Below are 25,281 nucleotides of genomic sequence, written 5' to 3'. Positions count from 1 at the left end.
CACCTCGGATCAACATGTTCAAATCAATAATTATATGTATTGTAATTGATCATTAGTAAACTATTCCTCCAAGATAAAAATAGCTGATCACATTACATACATAAAAAACACCCCTGAACCTCAATTATAGGGAGGTTCAGGGATATTTTAGTAAATATCATTTCAGTTTGTAACGATTGTACAAATTATTTGCAACTAAGGCACTGATCGTCAATAAGCAACCTACTACTTCATAACTTGTGATCTGGTATCCACGCCAGATAGTGATCACAAAAGCAGTTACAGGCACTAAGTTCATAAATAAGATCCCATTTAAAGCACCGATCAATCGATTCCCCAAATTCCAAGCAAAAACTGCAAGCACACCAGCTAAAGTGATCATATATACAAGTGCACCACTTACCTCTTGAACCTGTATTACAGTCGGAGCTTCTAGCCAACCTAAACTTATCGCTAATGTCAAAATAAGGCTGACCGATATCACACCATAAATTGTTGTTAGTGTTGAATAGCGTAAGATCGACCATTCCTTAAAATCAGCCCCGCCAGTTGTATAGATCACCCAACATAGTGCACCTAGTAGGATCAAAATCGTTGCTAATAACGTATTTTGACCACCCAATAAATTAGCTGGATCACCTTTAGTTACCACTAAAAAAACACCTACCGCAGCAACTAACATTGACATAAAAACAAATTTTCCTGGTTTAGTCCCGCGATAGATCCAGCCAACGATCACACCTAATAGTGGCTGAACTGCCATCATGACCGAGGCGATCAATGCTCCTGAAGAACCAGCTAATTTTTGCCCCAAAAAGACTAAAAAACTAAAACCAGCAAAGGCTGATGTCCCTAGGAACCATAATTTCAAAAAGTGTTTTTCTGGTAAGAATGCCCGTGGTCCTTCTTTCAAGAATAAAATGATCGCAAAAATAACCGCAACGATCCCATATCTAAACAAAGTAAAGTTGAACGGATCCATGATCTTCAAAGCCGGTCCCATGATCGGAAACATAGCCCCCCATGATAAAACGGCGATCAGGCAAAGTGACACACCTAAAAGATAATTTTTACCCATGATTTTCCTCCTTATTTTTCTACTCCCCCAGCGTATCATTATCTTTTACTCTGTGGAATTAACGATATATAATACCCTTATGATTATTCGTTATACCTAAAAATAATGGGGAGGTATCTTTTATGTATGAGTCGCTAAATATTGATCTGTTATACGTTTTTACCACTGTTGCTGAATTAAAAAGTATCAATAAAAGTAGTGATGTTCTATTATTGTCTCAGCCAGCCATCAGTAAAAAGATCAAGCAACTGGAAGATTATTTTGGTAAAAAGTTATTCATTCGCTCTCCCCGCGGAATGGCACTAACTCCAGCGGGAGAACTTTTTTATAGCCAATCTAAAAAAGTTATCCATGATTTTAACTCGCTCTATCATTTGGAGAATGACCAACCATGTTCAAAATTTAGCGAATTACATATTGGTGCTTTGGATAGTATCGCTTCTCTGTTGTATTCTGGTTTCTTTATCGAGGCACTTTCAAAGGCTGAGCAAGTTGTCCTGACTAATAAAGTCACTGACTTGATCAATGATTTTAACCTGGGAAATTTAGATGTTATTTTTATGGATGAATATTTTGAAAATGAGCTAACTACTAATTTTGAAAAATATTTTTTACAAGCCGAACCTTACTATGTACTTTTTTCAAAAAATAATGTCCAACTTTCTAAAATAAAAAGCCCCTGCTTATCTGCGCAAGAGCTTCAAAAATTTGATTTATTATTATATCCAGATTACTGTCCGATCCACATTCGTATAAAGCAGATCTTTCAGCAAAATCACCTTTCCTTTCCCACGATCTATGAAGCTGATTACAATGAATCTACAGCTTCACTAGTCTCATGCTCTGATCTGGTAACTATCCTACCCAAATCACTTGCACTAAATAAATTAGAAAATCCGACTATGCAGCTTGCTGCAAAAGAACTTATGGTCCCTGATTTTCGTCGAACCGCAGTTTTTTCAAATGGTAAAATACCGCTTAACTTTATTGTAAATAAGCTTAGATAGAGCACACGCACCTAGCAGTTCGATCAAGTATCTGCTTTTTTAAGAAATACTGCCAAATACTATTATGAACAACGCTAACCATATAGTATGATCGAATGCTAAAAAACGTTACCTGGATCGATCGTTTTTGTGACAGCAATGATCGTTGGTAATACAAATAATATTGTCGTATTTACTATTTACCAAATATGTTCTCATGCAAGCTGTGAGATCAAACTTATTGGAAAATATTAAAATCATAAATAGAGCTATATATTTGAAACAAGACATGCTAAGTTAAAGATAATGACTAGTAGCAATGCTAGGTTCTTGAGATAGTATTGTTGGCAATAATACTCACTGTTGCCTTGATCTCGATAAATTTCGTACTTTTGTCTTACTAAACGAACCGTTGATCTTCTTGAATAGCCTTGAGCATCAACATGCTAAAAATAACCTACAAATAGCCCGCCAGAATTGCTCTAGCGGGCTATTATTAGGCATTTTATTGTTCTGAGATATGCACGCGGATCTTAGCCGAAACTTCATTATGCAACTTCACTGGGACGTTAGCGTATCCCATTGCACGGATCGGCGCTGCTAGTTCCATCTTACGCTTGTCGATCTTTAAGCCGTGTTGTTTTTCCATGGCTTGGGCGATCTGCTTGGATGTGATCGAACCAAATAAACGCCCGTCTGTCCCAGCTTTTGCCTTGATCTCAACGACATAATTGCCAGATTCTAATTTTTCTTTGAGGACCTTTGCGTCGGCTAATTCTTCAGCTTCTTTTTTGGCTTCAGCTCTCTTTTGACCACGCAATTGGCTCATTGCTGCTGCATCAGCTTGCTTAGCTTTATTGCTCTTGATCAAGAAGTTTGCGTATCCATCCGGAATTTCCTTAACTTCACCGCGTTTGCCTTTACCGCGTACGTCTTGTGTAAAAATAATTTTCATAAAAAAATCCTCCCATACGTAGTTTTGCTACTCTTTATTTTCCTGCTCTTGTTTAAGAATTGCAAGCAGTTGTTCTTTGACCGCACCCACAGTTGTATCAGCGATCTGGGTCGCAGCATTGGATAAGTGACCGCCACCACCCATTTCTTCCATGATCACCTGCACGTTCTTAGTCCCGTTGCTTCGCGCTGAAACGCCGATCTTGCCCGAAGCTCGCTTAGTGATCACAAAAGAGGCTTCCACACCACTGACATTTAACAGTGAATCGGCAACTTGAGCGGCGATGACTGGATCATAGATCTTATCTTCTTCGCCACAACAGATCGCATCTCCTTCAGCAAATTTAGTCCGTTCGACCAAATGATTGCGTTGCATGTAGCTCTTGACACTTTCTTTCATGAAATGCCGTGCCATTGCTAGATCAGCGCCCACTGAACGTAAATAGCTCGCTGCATCAAAGGTCCTAGTCCCAGTCCGCAAAGCAAACGACTGTGTATCGATAATGATCCCCGTGAGCATCGCAGTGGCTTCCAATTTATTGATCGGTTCACTGTCTTTTGCTTGATACTCAAAGAGCTCAGTGATCAACTCACACGTCGAACTTGCATAAGGCTCGATGTAGACCAAGATCGGGTTATCGGGAAATTCTTCGCCCCGGCGATGATGGTCGATCACCATGACACGATTTTTGAGCTTATCGTAGAGTGGGCGAGCGATCGACATTGATGGTTTCGAGTGATCAGCCATGATCAAAAGGCTATCCTTAGTAGCTTTTTCCAAAGCCATTTCCGGGGTTATAATTGAACCCTTGATATTTGGATATTGGTCCAATTCCTCTAACAGACGTTCAATGTCTGAGTGAAGATCTTCTTGATCTAAGACGATCCAACACTGTTTACCATTCATCGCTGCGATCCGCCGCACCCCTAGACAGGCGCCTAGTGAGTCCATATCTGGATGGCGATGTCCCATCACAAAGATCTGATCAGCCTGATTCATCAATTCAGTCAGCGCTTGTGAGATCATCCGTGCTCGAACTCGGGTACGTTTTTCCATCGGATTAGTCTTTCCTCCGTAAAAACGTGCTTGTCCCTCGACTGCTTTGACGACGACTTGATCGCCCCCACGTCCCAAAGCAAGGTCTAAGTTATTTTGTGAGAGCTTTGCTAATTGCGTCAGGTCAGAACCACCATATGCGATCCCTACACTAAGCGTTACAGGTGAATTTTGCTTGGACGTCCACTTGCGCACTTCATCTAGGATCTTGAATTTTTCTTCCTCTAACACTTTGAGTGTCTTGGCATAAGTCAGGATAAAGAAATGGTCTTCATCGACTCGCTTGAGGTAGATCCCAAATTCTTTCGCCCAATCTGCCAAGGCATTCGTCACGAAATTTCCCAGGTTAGAAATATCTTTATCGTTCATCGCACTGGTAACTTCATCATAATTATCCAAGAAGATCTGCCCGATCACTAACCGCGTATCTTCGTATTCTTGTCGGATCTGGGCATAATGCGTCACATCCATCAAATACACCGCATCAATATCTTTTTGGATCATCAGACTAAAGGCACGCCCATGCAATTTGACTTCTATATCTTTGTCCTTATTGTCTTGTTTAGCCTCAAGTTGCTCATAGAGCTGACGATCGACCTCTTTTAGCGGTTTGCCTAGCACTTCTTGATTGTCAAAATAGCGTTGCATATAAGGGTTGATCCATTCAATATACCCTTCTTTGTCGTAAAATAAGATCCCGATCGGCATTTTGATCAACGCATCCTGTTCACCGCGTTTGATCCGATAAGACAGATCAGAAATGTATTCAGTTGTATCTTCAGTAACTTGTTTTAAAGTAATATAGGCAACTACGGTCATGATAAGCATAAAGACCATACTGATATATCCTAGAATAATATTGGTTCTAAAGGCCAGGATCACACAAATGACCGCTACAAGCGCCAGCATCCAAGCTAACACACGCAAATGTCTGTCATACATGAATTCAGGCAGTTGCCAAAAATCTTTGTTAAAAAATTTTTTCACTGGTTTATCCCCGCATTCCTTTCCCAATTCTTAACCTAAATTTTATACTTCTGCTACTTATTCTATCACAAACAAGCTTGACTCTCAGTAAGTATGACTATAATAGCTTGAAAAATCAAGCTGCTTTGCCCAAAATAAAAAGCCACGGAGCAAACCGTAGCTTAGTGTTATGAGTTAAGTTATTCACTTAGTTTAAGTATACGCCCACGCCTATTTATTGTCAGCAATTCCAAACTAAATTTTAAGCTTTCTTTGAGACTTCCCCTCTAAACCAGCTGTTCTTGCTGAAAAAGGCATACATATCATTTAGGAAAAAGACACTATAACTAAAGATCAAGGCAAAATTACCGTCGCCTTGCAGCATCGTTTGGAACCATAAAGCGATCGTAAAAATCGATGCCAGGGTGAAAACATAGTATTGTTCACGTTTACGGTTCAATTCCAATAATGCCCCCGTGATCGCCATCGCTAAATTCAAGCTATCCAAAAAGACCCGCGGATCATTAGTAAAGCTAAAGATCGTATATGTGCATGACCACGCAACTACAAAAAACAAACCATATTTGAGCCACTCGAGCCCACTTTCTAATTTTTCAGCTTGGATATCATCGTTCCATTTTGGATCTAAAATGCAAAAAATATCTAAAAAGATCAAATAACCGATCTGCTCCCAAGCTGTTGCATAATTTTTCGCCATAAAACCAGTTGCTGCGATACAAATAGCCGAGATCGCCCCACACCAGCCTTGGATCCCCGATAAGTTCGAGATCCCGATAACACATGCTACGGACAGATTGCCCCCAACAAAGGCTAACAGTGACTGGACTGGGGTTTGGCTAAAAGAGTGGCCCAACGAAATAACTTGGAGCACGAAGTTGAACGCCAATAAGAAGTAACTAAAATACCCCCAGCCTTTACATTGATTCAATAACCACTTGAAATATCCCTTTCGAAATACATTCTTGGAATATTCTGGCAAATGGGTCAATACATCTTGATAACGTTCAAACATCTAAAAACTTCCTTCCAACTAGATAATAATTTCTCGAATTCAAAAATTTCAATATAACTATTATAGCCACGCCTTCCAGCTAAATTCAACCGAAAAAACACAATATATTGTAATTCTAATTTCATTAAATCTATATATTGTGTATATTTTGATTTTTAAACGTTGATTTTCCTAAGTTTTTCTTACGACATTTATATCTTTTTCTTAAAAGACAAGAATTGATTTCTGGTGGTAAAATTAGAATATAGCTAGATATAAAATCAATGAGGTGTTTTAGAGATGAAATTAAAAAAATTAGCAACTGCATTCTTGGCAGGGCTGACCTTTTTAGGGGTAACTTTGACCAGTGCGCCCAAGGCTTTAGCCACAAGTAGCAGTAATACACATACGTTAAATTCCGCTTATGTCGTCTATGGAGCCGGCACGAGCCAAGAAGCACGCCAAAATTTAGCTAAAGTATTTGAAACTGATTCTTCATTCAAAACTTTGACCGCTACAGCCTCCGATTACAACAAATATATCGCCAATGGCTCGAGCAATACGACTGACGCTGCAATGATCAGCTCAGTTGCGATCGCACCCGGAGATCCTGGTTCTGGGGTCAAGGTCAATATCAAAGACTACAATGGTTCTAACAATATCACACAAGTAACTTCCCAACAATACGCAATGGTCGCACAAATGGCGGGGGTAACCGATGTCAGCATCGTTGTGACCGCTAACCGTCCCGTTTCAGGTAAATCAGCCTTAACTGGGGTCTACAAGGCCTTAGCCGAAGATGGCGTTTCATTGAACACAGAAAACACGGCGACAGCTAACGAGATGCTTTCAGCGACCCAACCAGCGATCAACGCCAACAAAGATGATACGACCTATCCTGGTAAGTTGATGGCCGCTGTTGGTGATGTTTCCAAGCAATTGGCACAACAAAAGCAAGATAACCAAGAACTAGCTACAAAACAAGACATTGAAGATATGTTAAATAAGGCTTTGGCTGACCGAGGCATTCAAGATCAAACAACTTCAGAGCAAGTAACACAGATCTCAGGTGCTTTGGTAAACTTCCAAAATTCACCGATCAGCTCAAGCAAGACATATATCAATAACGTGACAAACACGATCAATAACGTTAAAGATTCGACTGGTAATTTGATGAATAAAGCCAAAGACTGGGCCAACAGTGCTCAAGCTAAAGAAGCCGTTGAACAGGCAAAAAGTTGGTTTACTCGCTTCATCGAATGGATCAAGAGTTTGTTTAACTAAACAAACAAGAGGCGCTGAGATATAAGTCTCCAAAAAACAGGCATAATGGACTTTAAAATTAAAAAGAAAACCACTCGAATTTTTGAGGGGCTATAATGCCCTCTAAGTATACAGATGAAATAGAAAATTCATCTTATACTTGGAGGGTATTTTATATGTCTAGGAAATCAAGATACAGTGCAGAACAAAAATTAGCTATACTAAATGAACTAACCCGTTCTAATATTAGTGAGGTGGCTAAAAAGTATGCAGTGGGCAAGAAAACTATTAGAACTTGGGGGTATCTATATGAATATCAGGGCATTGATGGCTTACGATCTACTCACAATAATCATAGATATTCAAAGGAATTTAAATTATCTTTGGTCCAACAGTATCAAAAATCAGACGCGTCGCTTGAAATATTCGCGATCAAGCATGGGCTAAAGTCCAAAACACAACTATCAGATTGGATTATGCAGTATAATGAATCTAACTTAAAGGCCTATACGCCAAGAAAGCGAGATTCAAAAATGAGTGGACGAAAGACTGACTTTGAAGAACGACTTACTATCATTGAAGAGTTGATTAAGCATGATGTGAACTACAATTGGGCAGTTGAAAAATACCATATTAGTTACCAACAAGTTTATGGCTGGTATCAAAAGTATCGCAAAAGCGGTAATGACCCAGAATCACTTCGTGATCGCCGAGGCAAAGCTAAGCCAGAAGAGAAGTGGACGGAAGTTGACCGACTCAAGGCAGAGAATCGCTTATTAAGGGCTCAGCTAGAAAAGCAAGAGATGGAGATTGCATTCGCAAAAAAATTAACAGAAATACGCAATCGGGAGGTGGAAAAGGACTCCGGTACCAAGCCATCAAAGAACTAAATCAAGAAAATGGATGGTCAATTAGCCAGTTGTGTAAAATAGCTGATTCTTCGCGAGATGGTTATTACAAATGGCTCAATCGAAAGCCAAGTCAATATCATAATGAGCAAGCAGAGTTACTTGAAGCGATTGTAGAGTTAGAAGAAGAACATAATTGGACGCTGGGATATTTAGCGATGACTACACAGTTAAGCTTTGAAAACCGTTTAAGCTTTACCGCTGGATTAAAACGAATAACTAACTGCATGCGTAAGCATGGAATTAGAGCAAATATTAGGAAGAAGAAGCGCAATCGAATTCAACGCCATGAAGAATACATCAATGACAACTTATTGCAGGGACAATTCGACCGTGAAACTAAAAATGAAGTGTGGGTTACCGACACAACGGAAGTAGCCTACGGCGAACACACACTTCATAAAGTACGAGTACACGTTATTTTAGATTTATATGGTCGTTACGCTTTAAGCTACAATATTTCAGACACAGAAACTTCATCAGCAGTAATTGAAACCTTTAATCGTGCTTTTACGGTTGAACCTGATGCGCAACCAATGATCCATACTGACCGCGGGTCAGCTTACTGCTCAAGTATGTTCAACGACTACTTAGCCTCTAAAAATTGTATTCATAGTATGTCGCACCCCGGTCATCCTTGGGAAAACTCACCCATAGAGCGTTGGTGGAATGACTTCAAGCTAATCTGGATTAACAAACACCCTCGTCCTAAGACGCTAGCAGAGCTAGAACAACTCGTCAAAGGAGCCATTGAATACTTTAATACCAAACGCGCTTACACAAGCAAAAACGGCTTGACCGCGGAACAATTCCGCAACCAAGCCGCCTAAAATTTTTATCTATTTGATCTGTATACTTGACGGGACATAGTGCCGAAAAAGTTCGGGTGGTTTTCTTGTAAACAGAGACTCATGTCCCAGCCTCATCTTAACTATTTGTTTTAATAAATTTTTGTAAAGAGAATCCCAAAGCAGCTAAGATTCCCAATCCAAGTGCTACCATTGTTCCGATGGAAATAGGACCTGGCACAAAAAGCATCTTTAACACAATTATCGCAAATAATAATGCGACAACAAGCTTTCCTAAAGTATTTTTTTTCATTTTTCCACCTCTTAGCTATTAGAAGAGGGCTGCAATACCTACTACTGTAGCGCCGACAATAACGGCTTTGCCTGTATAGTGTCCAATTTGACCAGCTAAACGGTTATAGCCACCATTAATTTCTGTTAATTCCTCTTCAGTCATAACGTCAAACATTTGTAAATTTTCCATTTCGTTACTCTCCTTTTTGTATCACTGATAATCTTAAAAAGCGTCCAAAAAACCTTTCCCAAAACTAACAACTGCGTCAACAATATGATAGCCTAAACCTCGTTTCCCACCAACGATATTTTGCAAATCACTAGTTGATAATTCTTCAAACAAATTTAATTCAGCATTATTCATAATAATTGCTTCCCTCCAAATTAAATTGATATCTCTTAACAATTAGAAGTATACAGTTATTTAAGAATAGTAGTTAAAAAAAGAATTATCGGGCAATTTATTGTATTTAGTGTATAATTCTAGACAGATATTGACACTAAATACAATAAATCAGGCATTTAATATTGCTCTTTGAATTAGGTCTGTCCTAAAATTTTTATGGTGTTTTTAAATCTTCTTGTACTTATCGGATATATTTGCCCATTTGATAGAGTTAACGACTTGTTTTTTTTGTCTATTCTGATAATATTTGTAATATTAACTAGGGTAGTTCTGTTACATCTAAGTAAGTAATCATATTGCTCTTCAAAATGCTTTAAACTCCCTAATATATCTTCTTTAAGATTCCTATAATTTAAGCGCACTTGTTTGTTATTGCCTATTATAGACTCAATACTATATACCTGATCAAACGGTATTCGTTCTACAAGTCCATGAGTCATTTCATACGAAAAAAAATTAGCTAAATTAGCTAAGACATTTTTCTTATATCTAGCAAATGCGATATCGATATTTTCACGCACTCTTTGTATAGTAAAATCATCTGCTAAATTTTTGCACAGTATATCCAATGGTTCAGCTCTAGCAGCTATAATTTTCTGGATAGAGTTATAAGAATCTGATAAATATATTATCTCAGCAAATACAACGTTATCTTTAATTTGTTTCCAAATGTTTAAATCATGTGACACTGTATCTATATCCACAAAAATCAAGAAAGATTTATCCTTATGTGCTGCTATATGATTAAGAATATCCGATAAATTGTCAGTAGAAATGGCAATTTCCATGTCATATTCATCCAGAGTATCATTTACCCGTATCCTATTTTGAATAATATTTTGCAATTTATGCCTGTACATTGAATTGCCTTCAAGAATTAACGCAGTAAGCATCTAAAATCATTCCTTTGAGATTTAATATATGTTTTTATTCAAAAGTTTATTTTTGTAATAATCAAAAAATGACATATTGCCTATACTTACAGTAGTATTTCCTTCCATGTCGTACTTAACTTTAGAAAGCATATTTGAAGGGACTTTTGCAGTAGCAGAAACTATGTAGAAAACCCTATTGTTAATTTTTGTTGATGTCATACTAATGCTAGTAATTTTTCCTTTCAATTTAAGAGGAGTGACATTGCTAGTGGAAAATTTAAGTTTGAGAAACTGTCCTTTTCTTATAGAAGTAATATCTCTCTCAGATATATATGCTACCAATTTAACTTTTTTTTCTTTTTGTAAATCAGGATATATTTCAGCTAAAGGAGTACCTACGTTAACCTTACGCATACCGTCATATTCCTGATTAACATGTAGTATTCCAGAAGTAGGAGCGGTGATTTTAGTATTATTACTATAGTCTTTTAAGTTAACTTCCAATTCACTGAGCGATTGTCGTAACTTTTTTTCTTCCTTACAAATATCAGATATTTTTTCAGATTGTAGAATAAATAGTTTATCATCATTGGTAGCAGTAGTATAACCTGCAATTTTATTTTTTTCTGAATCTGAATTTTGAATTTTTAAGATATTGTTTTCATTACTATAAATATCTCGTTGTTTAAGGTATGCATTTAATTCTTCGTGATATCCGAATTCGTCGTTGAAATTAAAGGTATCTATGTTATTTTTTACACCTAATTTCAAAGTAGCTAAGGAAGATAATTGTTGTTTAACTGCATCTATTTGCTGAACAAAATAATTTTCCCTATCTTGATTTTTATTTCTATAGATTAATAGTGTATCTCCTTTTTTTACTTTTTTCCCTTCTTGTAAATTATTTTTCGAGATGGGAAAATCAAGCTGAGATTGAATAACCGCTATTTTTGATATGGGTTGAATATTACCAGATCCCTGTATGACAATTTCTTTTTTACAAAAAATAGAAATTACTATACAGAAGCAAACTACTAAAAATATTGGTATTACCAATAATGTAGAAAAATTTTTATAGCGTTTTGAGTAAAATGCACTACTTTCAAAAAAGTCTTGTTTCATATGAATTTCTCCATTAATTATTTACCAATTTATAGTAAAACCCTTTTTTAGATAATAATTCCTGGTGGGTTCCTTGTTCAACTATAGTTCCGTTATTCAATACAAAAATAGTATCCGTTTTTTCTGCTACAGCTAATCTATGGGCGATGAAAATAATTGTTTTATCTGACATTCCAATTAGGTTTTCGATAAGCTTCTTTTCTGTTAGAGTATCCAAACCACTAGTTGATTCATCTAGGATTAAAACTTTTGCAGGTGATAGTAATGCTCTAGCAATCGTCAAACGTTGTTTTTGTCCACCAGATAATGTATGTCCTTCCTCATCTAGAATCGTGTCATACTGCAAAGGCATTTTTTCAATATCATCTTTGATCATTGCTATTTCACAAGCCTTAAAGATGTCATTCACAGAAATATTACGTCTATTTCCAAGCTTTAAATTTTCCAAAATTGTTCCTGAAAAAACATATGGGTTTTGGGGAACATAGGTAATAAAACTACGTAGTTCCTTTTTAGAAAATTGCTGTACATCTTGATTGTCGATTGTGATATTTCCCGAAGTGGGTTCAAAAAAATTAACTAGTAGTTTAACCAAAGTTGATTTTCCGGAACCACTTTCACCGACAAAGGTGACTTTTTTGTTTGAATTAATTGTTAGATTTATATCGTTTAACACGTTTTTTCCAAATCCATATCTATATGAGACATCATTAAATTGAATGTTTCCACTAGAATTATGGAGACTTTTTGTACTTGAATGTTTATCATCATGTTCACCTTTAACAAGATATATCTCATTTAGTCTATTATTAGCAACTTTTGCAGCCTGTAATTTGGGTTGGAGATTTATAATATTTTGTAGGGGTGTTGTAAAATAAACTAGTAATGCATTATATGTCATCAATTGTCCTAACGACATTTTATTGTAAATGACTAAGTTTGATCCAATCCAAAGTACGATTAGACTTAAGCTTAGTTGAATAAAAGATTTAATTGCTTGTTGCAGTATATCTTTTTTGGAATATTCCATACTCTTTTTTAAAAAGTCTACAAATTCTATATCTATGTGTTGATATCTTTGCTGTTCACTATTCAAAGATTTGATTGTTTCAATGCCTCTAACATCTTCTATAATTGAAGAACTAACAGTAGCATTACTTTCCATTCGTTGTGAATTTAGTTTTTCAAAATAGTTAGCAAATATCAATATCACTAAAATGTATACCGGAAGTACGGATAAGGTCACTAAAAATAACTTTAAGCTTTGGAAAGCTAAAACTATTCCTATAATAAAAACAGTGCCTACGTCTAAAAACATAGATAAAACAGCACTCGCTAATGCGTCAATAATTTTACTTGCGTCATTAAATCTGGATATTATTTCACCAGTTTTTCTAGTGGCAAAAAATTCCATCGGAAGGTTAAAAACGTGCCTAATATATCCCAAAATAATATCTATTGATAACCGTTGTCCTAATATTATGAGTAAAAATTCTTTAGAGTACATGAAAATAGAATTGAACATATAGAACACCAGAAGACCCACAGCGACTATGCCTAGTGTGGTACTTAATTCATTAGGTATGTATGTATCAATTATGCCTTGGATAAAATAGGATCCCAAGATACTAATGATAGTCATCAAAGTAGCAGATAGCACTATATTTGTTAATAGCGCTTTGTTTTTAAAAACATTGTTGAATAGTGAAAATAACCCTTTTTTTCTTTCCTTGATAGGTATATATTCGATTGAAGGTGTTACGAATATAGCTACTCCACTCCACTCTGAAGCAAACTTTTTCTTGGAAATTTTTTTTACCTTTACTGATGGATCAGGGTCAGCAATAGTTACATATTTTTTATTTGATGATATTACAACATAGTAATGCAAAAGCTGATTGTCTTTTATAACATGTGCAATAAAAGGATAGTGAAGATCAGCAATATCAAATAATCGCATATCTGCTTTTATAGCTTTAGTTTCGAAGTTTAATTGCTGAGCAGTTTTGACGATTCCTAATGCTGTTGTGCCATCCTTATCGGTTTTAGCTATGTTTCTCAAATAAGATAATGAAACATCTGAGCCGTAATATTTTAAAAGCATCGCCAAACTAGCAACACCACAATCACTCTCATCGATTTGTGATATATAGTAGTTATGAAAATTAAACATAAATAAATCTCTTTCAATATAAAATTAATTTAGAACAATATATCATATTTTCCAAGTCAAGTCCATAATCCTGTGTAAAATACTATACAATGTTTTACCGGTCTCTCATTGATCAAACTTAATATATTTTCTTGTAGAACTGAGCCATTCGTCATGAAGGTCCATAAGGACAGCTCCAATTAATCGATTGGCAGACGTTCGGTTGGGAAAAATCCGAATAATCTTTTCTCTTCTGCGGACTTCCTGGTTCAGTCGTTCAAGAAGGTTGGTGCTTTTTAGCCGATTGTGACCATTTCCGATAACCGTATATTGAAAGGCTTCTTCGAAGCCATTATCCAATGTTTCGCAAGCTTTTGTATATTTAGACTGGTCGATATATTCACCGACTAAGGCATTCTTAGCTATTCGAGCGAGTTCAATATCCGTAAACTTAAAGATTGCTTTTACTGCTTCTCTAAACGGTTTTGAATTCTTTTTTGGAATGGAACTGAAGATGTTTCTTAAAAAATGGACCTGGCATCTCTGCCAACTTGCGTTGGTAAAGGACTTACGAATCGCAGACACTAGGCCTTTATGGGCATCAGAAATGATGAGTTCTGTCCCCTGTAGACCGCGTTCTTTTAAGTAGTCAAAGAAGATGGACCATGTGTCATCACTTTCTTCATTTTGGATCATGAAGCCAATGATTTCACGGTCACCATCTTCCGTTATTCCGACTGCAATATGGCAGCTCTTAGAAAGCACTCGATGGTCTTCTCGGACTTTTATGTAGAGAACATCCGTCATCAGATAAGGATAATTCGTACCTGAGAGTGAACGGTTCTGTCATTCGTTGACCATCGGGTCTAACTGTTCAGTCAGGCTAGAAACAAAAGATTTCGATACCGATTTTCCACAGAGCTCTTCAACAATCTTTGAAACTTTACGGGTAGAAACACCTGAGACATACATCTCTAACATGGAAGCGAGCAGTGCCTTTTCATTTCGCTGATAACGCTCAAACACCGTCGGTGCAAATTCACCATCACGTGTTCTAGGCACTTTTAATTCAAGTGTACCCACACGAGTCGTAAAATCTCGCTCGTAATAGCCGTTTCTTTGACTCTGACGACTTTCTGATCGTTCATAGTCATCGGCTTGAATATATTCGGTTCGTTGATTTTCCATCAATTGATTGAAAATAGTGGTTAGAATGTTTTTAGATACATCATCTTTTACCGAATGTTCAATAATACTTTGAACCTCTTTGTTGTTTAGTGTAAAATGTACTTGGGTCATGTAACGTCCTCCTAGGTATGTTTTTGTGGTTAAAAACATTGTACCGTAAAAAGGGCTGTTACATGGCCTTTTAACTTTTACACAATTATATGGGCTTTATCATTTTCCAAATTTGGTAAAGAAATTTTCAATTTAATTAAAGTCTTGTTTTCTTCTTTTAATTGTTCAATTTGTTGTTGAAGTAACTGAATTGTTGAAGGTGGTGTATTTTTATTTGTGTTTTCTGATTTTATTTCTTTTTTTAGTTGTTTCAAAACTGTTTCAGGATATAGTTTAGACTTATTTTCTTCAATTCCTGAAACATTAAGTTTCTTTAAATATCTGCTTATCGCGGCTTTGCTAACGCCTAATAAATCAGCGATTTCTGTTTGATTATAGTACTTTGATTCTTGTTTCATTGTTTCAGTTTCCTTATTGTTTCAGCAACACTATTGTAACCATTTTTTGAAGTCAATTTCTTTATTATTATAGTTAGGATTATTGAAAGTGTCATTGTTTTTTTGAATATCTGGACGTAGTTTTTTCCAGATTTCATATTTATGGTGTAAATCTCTATAATCTCCTACATAAAAATAAAATGGATTTATATAGTAAGTTTTTGCTTCTTCAAGTTTGGTAAAGAACCCCAATTTTTTTAGTTTAGTTACTGCCATTGATACTCTTCGAGCGGTAATTCCTAATTTTTCGCCTAGATCTTTTTGCTTTGGCAATTTTACTTCATTATCGTAATTCATTTCTTTTATTGCATATAGTAGAACTTGAATATCAGGGAGTTGAAGAGAATCTTTTCCTTTTGTGGTTGAAGTGATTTGTAAAATTTGATTAATTGCTTCTTTAGTAGTAGCTAGCCAGCGCATGTTTTTATCTTTTTTCATTATTATATACCCTCTTTATTCTGTTTTTATTATAAGATAGAATATAAATTCTAAATATATATCTATAAATAGAACAGTTATTCCATTATTTAATTTAATTATAAATAAAATATCGTTTTAATATCAAGGATTATAGCAATTTTGTAAAAATATTGCTTGGCATTTATATATCGCAGTTTGTAAAATTAAGTTAGAAAAATAAAAAGCCATTTGTGATAGACTTTTGAGTATCGACAAACAAAAGTAAAGGAAAATCACAAATGACCTATAATCATCTTACCATAAGCGAACTGTCCTTCATACAAAATTTTTGGAATCAAGGTGTTAAAGCCTATATTGTAGCTAAAACCTTAAAACGTAGTGCTGAAACTATTTATCGAGTATATCGTTTTTTAGATGCTGGGAATTCGATCTCTGAATACTATGAAAACTATCGGACTAATAAAGCTAAGTCTGGGCGTAAACCGATCGTATTACCTAATGACGAACTTGAGTACATCAAGGAAAAAGTTAGTCTAGGTTGGACTCCTGATACGATCATCGGACGTAATGAAAAACATATCAGTTGCTCAATGCGTACGCTTTATCGCATCTTCAAGCGTTCTAACGTTCTAGATGTGACCTTGCTTCCAATGAAAGGAAAAATACATCCAAATGGTTACGTTGAACGTCGTGGAAAAGCTGGACGACTAGGTCGGGCTCTTTCAGAGCGGCATCAGGACTATCCCAATTACCATAATGAATTTGGACATCTTGAAGCTGATACGATCCAAGGTAAAAACCATCGTGGTGCAGTAATGACATTAGTTGAACGAAAGTCTAAGGCTGTCATCATTTTGAATACACGCTATAAGACGGATAAAGCTATCTTTGAGAAACTTGATGCTTTACTTTCTGTTACTCCTAAAGGGCTCTTTAAATCGATCACTTTTGATAATGGTAAGGAATTTTCTAAGTGGAAAGATATTTCTAATAAGCATGATATCAGTACCTACTTTGCTGATGTAGGTGCTCCTAACCAACGTGCACTAAATGAACATACGAATGGATTACTTAGGAAAGACGGACTAGGAAAAGATATGGATCTCAGTGATCTCTCCACTGACTATGTCCAACAAGTAGCTAGTTATAGGAACAATATTCCACGTAAAAGTTTAAACTATAGAACCCCACTAGAAGTATTCATAAAGTATATTACGAATGAGCAGGTAGTTTTTTTCTAACTTAATTTGACAATTCAGGTATATAATAAAAACATGATATGATGTAATCAGAAAGGAGAGAAAAGTTATGGATTATCCTAAAACTGCTAGCTTGTGGACTAGCTATAAAAATTCTGATTTGCGTGCTTTCTTTAAGAGCAACTTTTTTAGAACTTACGTTAAAGAAGTCGTTGAAAAGCATGGGATTGCAGAAGATGATAATTTACCGTATATAATTCGACTTCAGCTTGCTGATGACATGCAAAAATTAGGATTGATTCCTTTTACGGCTCTTGAAGATGCTTATAGCGAAGAACGTGAACTAGAAGAGCTAAACCGATTTGCACAATTGTATAAATTTTAGCTTGGTTGTTTCCCCGCTATATGGGGGTGTTGTCAAGATCGTAATCGAGCTAGAGACTCTGTTAGAGCCTCTGTGAGGCTTCGTTCTTGACAACTTTCCAGCACTAGTAAGCTGGTTGACGGAAGAAAGGAAAAACTTCTTTGAAGTGAACCCCCTAAGTTGGACACTCTATTTAGACTATATTTCTTAAGGCAAGATGTCGGTATTCTACCGGTATCTTGCCTTTTAGTTTGACCTTTATCCGTTCGTTATTGTAATAGCTGATCATTGCTTTGACCAACTCTTCTTGTGTTGTATATTCTTTATTGTGATATAGCTCTACTTTCATTGTGTGGAAAAAACTTTCCATGGGTGCATTATCTAAGCACGTTGCCCTACGAGACATGCTTTGAAAGATCCTATTTTCTTTTAGCTTCTTTCGCCATTGGACACTCTGATATTGGACACCTTGATCGCTATGGAGAGTCATACGATAGTTTAATTTAGGTCTAAGTTTTATCAATGCATCCAACGGTTTTACCACGAAGGCTGTTGTTGGATGCTTACTGATACTATAGCTTACTATTTCATCTGTACATAGATCTTTGATTTGACCTCCTTTATAAGCTTTAATAGCTCCTCATCTTTATTTTTTCGCCTGTTTATTCGTTGGGCTTGATAGTAAAATGTACTACGTTTAAGACTAGTGTAAGGTAGTATTTCATCCAATGTATATTTAAATTTTTGCCTTAATTCTTGGATGATTTGATATTTTTCTTGCGATGTCCGCGCTTCTGAACCAAGGCATCGAGTTTTTTTAAGTATTCATTTTCAACCCGTAAAGCACGATTCTCAGCTCGTAAACGTTCTAATTCAGATAATTCTGATTTTTCTGCTTGTTTATTATTGTTGGTCGTCATGTGTTTAGCCCGTCCTCTTCTAGTAAATAAGGCATCAACACCTTTAGTATCCAATTTACGTTGCCAAGTCGCGATCGTCCCAGGATTACTTATATCAAACTGAAGTGCTGTTTCCGGATAGGAAGCCTTATGTCTTTTTCTCCAGTTTAAAACGTTGAGCTTAAAATTTCCATCGTAATCGTATTTAGGGTAGCGAACTTTTAACCCATCAATACCATATTTTTGATATCGTTTGACCCACATAAGGATATTTGAGTGATTCTTCACTTTATAAACTTTAGCTACTGTGTTACTTCCATAGCCTCTTAGATACATATTTACAGCCTGCAACTTATCCTCAAAAGAAAATTTAGTCATAGTAAAACCCCCTAAGTCAGATTCCTTTGTCCAACTTAGGGGGTTCACTTCATACTCAAAGTCTATCACAAATGGCTTTTTATTTTTCTAACTTAATTTTACAAACTGCGTCTATTTAAACTGTATACTTGACGGGACATAGTGCCATGCCATTCGAAGATGTCTTTTTACCTATATAACAGTCTCTATTTTCTCAAGCTATGCACCTTGTAATACACCTAAAGCTGAAAAGATCCCGAGTGCGCATAACAAGCCCCCACTGATGATACCTAACCACAAACGACTACTAGAAAGCATATTTTTGCGATCTGCCACGACTAATTTGTGATAATAGCGATATGTTGCATAAAGTTCAAACGCCCCTATAACAAAAATTATTGCACTTAAAACCAAACCTTTGACCATTTTTTCACCCTCATTGCTATTTTATTCCATAATACCACATTTCTTCTATAAAGAGCGCTTGTCTCACTTAGGCAATATCACTTATCATTAGAATGGAGCTAGTGGGCAGAAGATGACGTTTATAAATTATGTTAGTTGATCCATAGAAATGGGGGCAAATATGAAAAAAATCGTTTTTACCGATTTAGCTACTAATTTGTATACCGCACCAATTTTCACTACACTTGAATTTAATGGCCAGCCCTTTTACGGAACCAATCGCCAACTGCCACTTGCAATTTTATTTCGCAAAAATTCACTTGCTTTTGCGAAAACACAGTTTGAAACAACACATCTCAAGCTCTTCGATGACCACGACAATTTAATGCTCACCCTGTCACCCGACCAGACCATTCGGGCTTGCCTGGGAATGTATCTGGCTAAGATCACGCTCCGACCGTTACCCAAACTGACTGAACGCTTCATCTTTTCTCTAATACTCGAGTTAACTGACGACCGCCAGATCCAGTTACTAAATAGCGAAACACAAGCGATCCCTCAAGTGATATCTTGGCTTACCACCCAAAATATCCAAATTGACGATCCAATGCGCCTAGCTTCTAAACTCGATGCATCGACCACGATCGACTTTAGAAACTTTACGGTACTTTCAAATGGTACTGAGTTTGCTAAGACTTTCGAGATAAACTAGTTTCACTAGTCATCGCTGAGTATAACCGCAACGCGGGAGCGGCCATGATGTTGTTACATCGTGGTGGCTCCCGCGTTCATTGTTTGCAAACACCTTGGCGTATAGTCCTATGTTTTTATGAATATAAAAAAACTCCGTGATCGGGGAAAATCACGGAGAAAAAGGTTATGTTATTGGGGAAATACTATCCTAAAGTAAATCTAAGATAGTTATCACTTACTACATAAAAAGGGGAGAAGATTGATTCATCATCAATCTACATATCTATAATACACCTAAATGACCCAAAATGGCTAACTTTTTTATTGATTTTTTCTTAAGAATTTAAATTATATTTTTTTCATAATAGATAAAGTTCGGTTATTACATTAAAGTTTTCCACAACTTTATCCACATACAGCGTTACATCTTTACAAATCTAGGCTTTACCACTATATTCTTTCACTCTTCAACCACTAAATCGTATAATAGCCAACCAAAGAATATAATAGTTCGCCTTTAAAAAACGAAATTTTTAAAAACTTTTTTCAAAAAAATCTTCCCCAACAAAAAAACGCCTCGTAATGAGACGTTTTTTGATTAATCTTCGGCAACGAATGGCAATAAGCCCATGATACGTGCACGTTTGATCGCAACTGTAAGTTTACGTTGGTTCTTTGCGCTAGTACCTGTTACACGACGTGGCAAGATCTTACCGCGTTCTGAGATGAAACGCTTAAGAAGATCTGTATCCTTGTAGTCGATGTATTCGATGTGGTTAGCAGCGATGAAGTCAACTTTACGACGGCGACGTCCGCCTCTTCTTTGTTGTGGCATTAGATTTCCCTCCTGTCAATTTTAGAATGGTAAGTCATCATCTGAGATATCGATCTGTTGCCCACCGGCAAATGGATCAGCCGCATTGTTACTATTGTTTGAAGTGGTATCAAAACCACTACCACCAAAAGCATCATTTGTCTGATTATTTGCTGGAGTCCCAAATGGATTAGATGACTGCATATCATTTGAAGGAGCTGAACCTTGCACATTAGCGTTACTGCTGCCGTGTTGGGCACGATACCTTTCTGATTCAGCCTTGGATTCCAAAAGTGAGAAATTCTCAGCTAAAACTTCAGTAACATAAACACGTTGACCTTGCTGATTTTCATAAGAACGGGTTTGGATCCGGCCTTCGATTCCTACTAAGGAACCTTTGTGGGTAAAATTAGCAAAGTTTTCAGCTGCTTTACGCCACATTACACAATTGATGAAATCAGCTTCACGTTGACCTTGTTGGTTAGTGAAACGACGGTCGATCGCGACAGTAAAGCTTGCCACGGCTGCCCCTGAAGGCGTGTAGCGCAGTTCAGGATCTCGGGTCAAGCGACCTACTAGAACAACTGAATTGATCAAAGTTCATTTCCTCCTTTACTTTATTTATAGTCTATCTTAGTCTTCACGTTTAACGATCATGTGGCGTAAGATACCATCATTGATCTTGGAAAGACGGTCAAATTCGTTGATAGCGTCTGCGTTTTCAGCTTTGATGTTTACGATGTGGTAGACACCTTCTGTGAAACCACCAATTTCGTAAGCAAAACGACGCTTAGACCAGTCTTTTGATTCTACGATCTCAGCACCATCATTTTTCAAGATGTTGTCGAAACGTTCAACTAATTCATTCTTAGCTGCTTCGTCAAGTGATGGGTTGATGATGTAAGTAATTTCATAATTTGTCATGACTGTTTGCACCTCCTTATGGACTATTGGTTCTTTATCTAAAGTAAGAACAAGGAGAATCTAAAGCTAATTTTGTTTAGATACTCACGAAATAGAATTATAACATTATTAAAACTATTTTGCAAGGGATTTTGAACTACGGCTACACTTTATAAATACGCAATTGCTGGCGAAATTTTTTTCTTTTTTCCAAAAAAATTATTTCCGCTAATTATAGGTAAACACAAAAAAATAAAATATTTTCTAGTTGTAACTATTGACATTACATTAAAAAGAAGCTAGACTAAGATCATCAAACAGATGTAATAACAAAAGTTACAACCAAATGGAGGAATTTATTATGACAAAAGTTGCTGTAATTAGTGCTGATGGTCGGATCGCTGGCCACGTTATCAAGGAATTAGTTGCTCGTGGCTATGATGTTACTGGTTTTGGGCGCAGAGATGAAAATACAACGGGGGCACAAACATACATTAAAAAAAGATCTGTTTGATCTCACTAAAGCCGATCTTGCTGAATTTGAGATCGTTGTTTCTGTGTTTGGAACTTGGAGACCAGAAACACTTCATCTTCACGTTGACGTTATCAAACACCTAACCTCGCTTTTGAGCAAGACAGATAAGCGTTTGGTCATCGTTGGTGGTGCCGGTAGCCTCTATGTTGATCCAGAACACAAGACTCAGTTAGTCAATACTCCAGATTTTCCAGCTGAATTTTACGCTTTAGCCAAAGCTCAAACTGATGCCTTAACCGAATTACGCAAACATGATGATGTTGCTTGGACTTTCATCAGTCCAGCTGCCGATCTCCAAGTTGACGGAAAACGTACGGGTGAATACATCCTCGCTGGTGAAGAATTGACCCTTAACGATCGTGGTGAAAGCATCATCAGTTATGCTGATTATGCGCTTGCCATGGCAGATGAGATCCAAAAAGGTGACCATATCCAAGAACGGATCAGTGTTATCCGTAAATAATTAGCTATAGACAAAAAAAATCCACAGCACTCTTAAGAGTACCGTGGATTTTTTTGTGGATAAATTATTTTTAGAATAAATTTTAATTATCCACAGTTTTATTCTTCAGTCGTTTCTTCTTCTTCGACGGGTTCAGCTTCGACTTTAGCCATTGTTGAAACCGTAGCATCATCATCCAAGTTGATCAACTTGACCCCAAGTGTGGCCCGACCAGTTTGGGAAACATTAGCGAGGTTAAAGCGGATCATGACACCCTTATCAGTGATGACCATGATGTCTTCATCCCCATTGACTGTTGTCATACCAGCGAGATTACCGTTTTTAGCAGTGATATTTGTGGTCTTGATACCTTTACCACCACGGCCTTTGATCGGATATTCGCTAGCCGGTGTTTGCTTACCAAAGCCTTTTTCAGAGATGACAAAGACTTTACTGTCAGAACGCAAGATCGAAGCTCCGATGACATGATCTTCATCACGCAAGCGGATACCGCGGACCCCAGCTGCCGAGCGTCCCATTGGGCGGACAGCTGTTTCAGCAAAGCTGACTGCGTAACCACCATGCGTTGCAATGATGATATTTTGCTCACCATCTGTGATCGAAACGTGGATCAATTCATCGCCATCGTGTAACGAGATCGCCTTTAACCCATTCTTTCTGATATTGCCAAATTCAGTCACGGAAGTCCGTTTGACCGTACCTTTGACCGTAGTGAAGAATAAGAAGTGCGAATCATCACGCTTCGCAGCTTCAACGTTGATCACTGTTTGGATCTTTTCTTCTTTATCGAGGTCAAGCAAGTTGATCACAGGGATCCCCTTAGCAGCACGACCATATTCTGGGACTTCATAGCCCTTCATGCGATAAACTTTACCCACATTTGTGAAGAACAACAATTCATCGTGGGTCGAAGTCGTGATCAAGTGCTCAATGAAATCATCATCATGCACGCCCATACCTTGAACGCCACGACCACCGCGCCGTTGTGCTTTAAAATCACTTGTTGGCAAACGCTTGATATAGCCGTTATGCGTCAAAGTGATCACGACATTTTCTTCTTCGATCAAGTCTTCATCTTCAATGCTCAAGACTTCGCCGACCATAAGTTCAGTCCGGCGCTCATCGCCAAAGCGCTCTTGGATCTCCAATAATTCTTGATAAATGATCTGATAGATCCGTTCTTCGTGCGCTAAAATATCTTTGTAATCGGCGATCGCTTCCATCGTCTTTTGATATTCAGCTTCAACTTTTTCACGTTCCAGACCAGTCAAACGAACTAAACGCATATCCAAGATCGCTTGGGCTTGTTTATCACTCAAATGATATTCATTCATCAAGCGATCTTTAGCGATATCACCGCTCTTTGAATTACGGATGATGTTGATGATCGCATCGATATGGTCTAAGGCGATCCGGAGACCTTCTAAGATATGGGCTCGTGCTTGCGCTTTTTTCAAGTCAAATTGTGTTCGCCGCCGAATGACTTCTTCTTGATGTTTCAAGTAATAGGTCAAGATCTGCTTTAGACTCAAGACCCGTGGCGTCCCATTAACGATCGCCAACATGTTGAAGTTGAATGCCGTTTGCATCAAGGTCAATTTGTATAGATTGTTCAATACGACCGAAGCACTGACATCTCGGCGCACATCGATCGTGATGCGCATCCCTTCACGGTCAGATTCGTCCTTGATATCGGTGATCCCTTCGATCTTTTTATCGCGAGCTAATTCAGCGATCCGCTCGATCAATTTAGCCTTATTGACCATGTATGGTAACTCATGCACAATGATCTGTTCACGACCATTTTTTAATTCCTCGATCTCAACTTTGGCCCGTAAAGTAACCGAGCCTTTCCCAGTCTCATAAGCTTTTCTGATCCCAGATTTGCCCATCACGATCCCACCAGTCGGGAAATCAGGCCCTGGTAAAGCTTCCATCAAGTCGGCAGTCGTTGCATCGGGATTTTCCATCAACACATGCAAAGCTGAAATAACTTCAGCCAAGTTATGGGGTGGAATATTTGTCGTCATCCCAACTGCAATCCCGGTCGCCCCGTTGACTAATAGGTTAGGGAAACGAGCGGGTAAAACTTCAGGTTCACGTTCGGTCCCATCATAGTTTGGCTGAAAATCGATCGTGTCTTTGTTGATATCACGCAACATCTCCAACGTGATCTTAGACATCCTAGCTTCGGTATAACGCATCGCAGCGGCCCCGTCACCATCGACCGAACCAAAGTTACCATGACCATCAACTAAGAGATAACGGTAGCTAAAATCTTGCGCCATCCGGACCATCGATTCATAGATCGCCGAGTCCCCATGCGGGTGGTACTTACCCATAACATCCCCAACGATCCGGGCTGATTTCTTATATGGTTTATCCGGAGTCACACCTAATTCATTCATACCGTATAAGATCCGGCGGTGAACAGGCTTCAAGCCATCACGCACATCAGGCAAAGCGCGCGCAACGATAACACTCATCGCATAATCTAAAAATGAGGTCCGCATGACTTTGGATAAATCAACATTGCTAATTCTGTTAGGTACTTCTACCACGTCCTGTGCCTCCACTTCTTTTCTTACTTTTTAACTTATACACAGTTTATTCACACTATTTTGTGCATTAT

The 25,281-nt window shown here is 37.4% G+C and carries 26 protein-coding genes and 2 pseudogenes; 8 read left to right on the top strand and 20 right to left on the bottom strand.

Annotated elements, in window-relative coordinates; translation table 11 throughout:
• Positions 1-157 precede the first annotated feature (157 nt).
• Positions 158-1,078: a DMT family transporter gene (locus tag CPS94_RS08970; protein ID WP_112193863.1), complete on the bottom strand. Its 921-nt coding sequence runs from the start codon at positions 1,076-1,078 to the stop codon at positions 158-160.
• Positions 1,079-1,200: 122 nt separating this feature from the next.
• On the opposite strand from CPS94_RS08970, the gene CPS94_RS08965 reads away from it, so the two are divergent.
• On the top strand, positions 1,201-2,085 hold the full coding sequence (locus CPS94_RS08965; protein ID WP_112193861.1) for a LysR family transcriptional regulator: 885 nt from the start codon (positions 1,201-1,203) through the stop codon (positions 2,083-2,085).
• A gap of 484 nt (positions 2,086-2,569) precedes the next feature.
• Here the strand turns inward: CPS94_RS08965 and rplI are convergent, their stop codons facing one another.
• From rplI to pnuC, 3 genes are all read right to left on the bottom strand, one after another.
• Complete coding sequence (gene rplI / locus CPS94_RS08960) at positions 2,570-3,019, bottom strand: 50S ribosomal protein L9 (RefSeq protein WP_004049682.1); 450 nt, start codon at positions 3,017-3,019, stop codon at positions 2,570-2,572.
• Positions 3,020-3,046: 27 nt separating this feature from the next.
• The gene (locus CPS94_RS08955; protein WP_039936164.1) at positions 3,047-5,062 is read right to left on the bottom strand and encodes a DHH family phosphoesterase; all 2,016 of its coding nucleotides are present in this window, start codon (positions 5,060-5,062) and stop codon (positions 3,047-3,049) included.
• A gap of 241 nt (positions 5,063-5,303) precedes the next feature.
• Positions 5,304-6,074, bottom strand: a complete 771-nt coding sequence (gene pnuC / locus CPS94_RS08950) for a nicotinamide riboside transporter PnuC (RefSeq protein WP_112193858.1) — start codon at positions 6,072-6,074, stop codon at positions 5,304-5,306.
• Between the two features lie 279 nt (positions 6,075-6,353).
• On the opposite strand from pnuC, the gene CPS94_RS08945 reads away from it, so the two are divergent.
• The 3 genes from CPS94_RS08945 (at position 6,354) to CPS94_RS08935 (ending at position 9,054) form a co-directional block, all read left to right on the top strand.
• Complete coding sequence (locus CPS94_RS08945; protein WP_112193856.1) at positions 6,354-7,337, top strand: DUF1002 domain-containing protein; 984 nt, start codon at positions 6,354-6,356, stop codon at positions 7,335-7,337.
• 155 nt (positions 7,338-7,492) lie between these two features.
• On the top strand, positions 7,493-8,206 hold the full coding sequence (locus CPS94_RS08940) for a helix-turn-helix domain-containing protein (protein WP_191981800.1): 714 nt from the start codon (positions 7,493-7,495) through the stop codon (positions 8,204-8,206).
• Positions 8,092-9,054, top strand: a complete 963-nt coding sequence (locus CPS94_RS08935) for an IS3 family transposase (RefSeq protein ID WP_309299713.1) — start codon at positions 8,092-8,094, stop codon at positions 9,052-9,054. Before CPS94_RS08940 ends, CPS94_RS08935 begins: the two co-directional genes overlap by 115 nt.
• Before the next feature lie 97 nt (positions 9,055-9,151).
• Here CPS94_RS08935 and CPS94_RS11375 read toward each other — a convergent pair whose 3' ends face one another.
• The 9 genes and pseudogenes from CPS94_RS11375 to CPS94_RS08895 all read right to left on the bottom strand — a co-directional run bounded on the left by CPS94_RS11375 (position 9,152) and on the right by CPS94_RS08895 (position 16,035).
• Positions 9,152-9,325, bottom strand: coding sequence for a DUF4175 domain-containing protein (locus tag CPS94_RS11375; RefSeq protein WP_143441406.1), 174 nt, complete (start codon positions 9,323-9,325; stop codon positions 9,152-9,154).
• An 18-nt stretch (positions 9,326-9,343) separates the two neighbouring features.
• Positions 9,344-9,496 (bottom strand): Blp family class II bacteriocin, encoded by a 153-nt coding sequence (locus CPS94_RS08930; protein ID WP_112193854.1) that lies wholly within the window; start codon positions 9,494-9,496, stop codon positions 9,344-9,346.
• A gap of 33 nt (positions 9,497-9,529) precedes the next feature.
• Positions 9,530-9,670, bottom strand: coding sequence for a ComC/BlpC family leader-containing pheromone/bacteriocin (locus CPS94_RS08925; RefSeq protein WP_082613054.1), 141 nt, complete (start codon positions 9,668-9,670; stop codon positions 9,530-9,532).
• Between the two features lie 176 nt (positions 9,671-9,846).
• A complete protein-coding gene (locus CPS94_RS08920) occupies positions 9,847-10,605 on the bottom strand; it encodes a LytR/AlgR family response regulator transcription factor (RefSeq protein ID WP_112193852.1) in 759 nt (252 codons plus the stop codon).
• Positions 10,606-10,626: 21 nt separating this feature from the next.
• Positions 10,627-11,709 carry an HlyD family efflux transporter periplasmic adaptor subunit gene (locus CPS94_RS08915; RefSeq protein WP_112193850.1) on the bottom strand — a complete coding sequence of 361 codons (1,083 nt, stop codon included), beginning with the start codon at positions 11,707-11,709 and terminating at the stop codon, positions 10,627-10,629.
• Between the two features lie 13 nt (positions 11,710-11,722).
• Positions 11,723-13,882, bottom strand: a complete 2,160-nt coding sequence (locus tag CPS94_RS08910; RefSeq protein ID WP_112193848.1) for a peptide cleavage/export ABC transporter — start codon at positions 13,880-13,882, stop codon at positions 11,723-11,725.
• Between the two features lie 105 nt (positions 13,883-13,987).
• Positions 13,988-15,160: pseudogene (locus CPS94_RS08905) on the bottom strand (IS256 family transposase).
• A 77-nt stretch (positions 15,161-15,237) separates the two neighbouring features.
• Complete coding sequence (locus CPS94_RS08900) at positions 15,238-15,558, bottom strand: ArsR family transcriptional regulator (RefSeq protein ID WP_112193846.1); 321 nt, start codon at positions 15,556-15,558, stop codon at positions 15,238-15,240.
• 30 nt (positions 15,559-15,588) lie between these two features.
• Positions 15,589-16,035 carry a helix-turn-helix domain-containing protein gene (locus tag CPS94_RS08895; protein ID WP_112193844.1) on the bottom strand — a complete coding sequence of 149 codons (447 nt, stop codon included), beginning with the start codon at positions 16,033-16,035 and terminating at the stop codon, positions 15,589-15,591.
• A gap of 260 nt (positions 16,036-16,295) precedes the next feature.
• Between CPS94_RS08895 and CPS94_RS08890 the strand changes: the two genes are divergently transcribed.
• Together CPS94_RS08890 and CPS94_RS08885 are read left to right on the top strand one after the other, a co-directional pair.
• Positions 16,296-17,258, top strand: coding sequence for an IS30 family transposase (locus CPS94_RS08890; protein ID WP_112193842.1), 963 nt, complete (start codon positions 16,296-16,298; stop codon positions 17,256-17,258).
• Between the two features lie 67 nt (positions 17,259-17,325).
• Positions 17,326-17,601 carry a hypothetical protein gene (locus CPS94_RS08885; protein WP_112193840.1) on the top strand — a complete coding sequence of 92 codons (276 nt, stop codon included), beginning with the start codon at positions 17,326-17,328 and terminating at the stop codon, positions 17,599-17,601.
• Positions 17,602-17,773: 172 nt separating this feature from the next.
• On the opposite strand, the gene CPS94_RS08880 is transcribed toward CPS94_RS08885, so the two are convergent.
• The 3 genes from CPS94_RS08880 to CPS94_RS08870 form a co-directional block, all read right to left on the bottom strand.
• A complete protein-coding gene (locus CPS94_RS08880) occupies positions 17,774-18,190 on the bottom strand; it encodes an IS3 family transposase (RefSeq protein WP_269148576.1) in 417 nt (138 codons plus the stop codon).
• A 139-nt stretch (positions 18,191-18,329) separates the two neighbouring features.
• Positions 18,330-18,857, bottom strand: coding sequence for a helix-turn-helix domain-containing protein (locus CPS94_RS08875; RefSeq protein ID WP_112193836.1), 528 nt, complete (start codon positions 18,855-18,857; stop codon positions 18,330-18,332).
• A gap of 198 nt (positions 18,858-19,055) precedes the next feature.
• Positions 19,056-19,262 carry a hypothetical protein gene (locus tag CPS94_RS08870; RefSeq protein ID WP_004049696.1) on the bottom strand — a complete coding sequence of 69 codons (207 nt, stop codon included), beginning with the start codon at positions 19,260-19,262 and terminating at the stop codon, positions 19,056-19,058.
• Positions 19,263-19,422: 160 nt separating this feature from the next.
• Between CPS94_RS08870 and CPS94_RS08865 the strand changes: the two genes are divergently transcribed.
• Entirely contained in the window at positions 19,423-19,953 is a 531-nt protein-coding gene (locus tag CPS94_RS08865; RefSeq protein WP_112193833.1) for a hypothetical protein, read from the top strand.
• Between the two features lie 579 nt (positions 19,954-20,532).
• Here CPS94_RS08865 and rpsR read toward each other — a convergent pair.
• From rpsR to rpsF, 3 genes are read right to left on the bottom strand one after another with little or no spacing between them, the layout of a single operon-like run.
• The gene (gene rpsR, locus CPS94_RS08860; RefSeq protein ID WP_003695889.1) at positions 20,533-20,769 is read right to left on the bottom strand and encodes a 30S ribosomal protein S18; all 237 of its coding nucleotides are present in this window, start codon (positions 20,767-20,769) and stop codon (positions 20,533-20,535) included.
• Positions 20,770-20,790: 21 nt separating this feature from the next.
• Complete coding sequence (gene ssb / locus CPS94_RS08855; RefSeq protein WP_112193831.1) at positions 20,791-21,345, bottom strand: single-stranded DNA-binding protein; 555 nt, start codon at positions 21,343-21,345, stop codon at positions 20,791-20,793.
• 36 nt (positions 21,346-21,381) lie between these two features.
• Complete coding sequence (rpsF, locus tag CPS94_RS08850; protein WP_004049701.1) at positions 21,382-21,672, bottom strand: 30S ribosomal protein S6; 291 nt, start codon at positions 21,670-21,672, stop codon at positions 21,382-21,384.
• Between the two features lie 340 nt (positions 21,673-22,012).
• Here rpsF and CPS94_RS08845 point away from each other — a divergent pair.
• Positions 22,013-22,649: pseudogene (locus CPS94_RS08845) on the top strand (NAD(P)-dependent oxidoreductase).
• A 98-nt stretch (positions 22,650-22,747) separates the two neighbouring features.
• On the opposite strand, the gene gyrA reads toward CPS94_RS08845, so the two are convergent.
• Complete coding sequence (gene gyrA, locus CPS94_RS08840; RefSeq protein ID WP_112193829.1) at positions 22,748-25,210, bottom strand: DNA gyrase subunit A; 2,463 nt, start codon at positions 25,208-25,210, stop codon at positions 22,748-22,750.
• Positions 25,211-25,281 lie beyond the last annotated feature (71 nt).

Source organism: Ligilactobacillus murinus (genome assembly GCF_003288115.1).
In the GTDB taxonomy this organism is placed as follows: domain Bacteria; phylum Bacillota; class Bacilli; order Lactobacillales; family Lactobacillaceae; genus Ligilactobacillus; species Ligilactobacillus murinus.
This window is presented reverse-complemented; position numbering and strand designations above follow the sequence as displayed.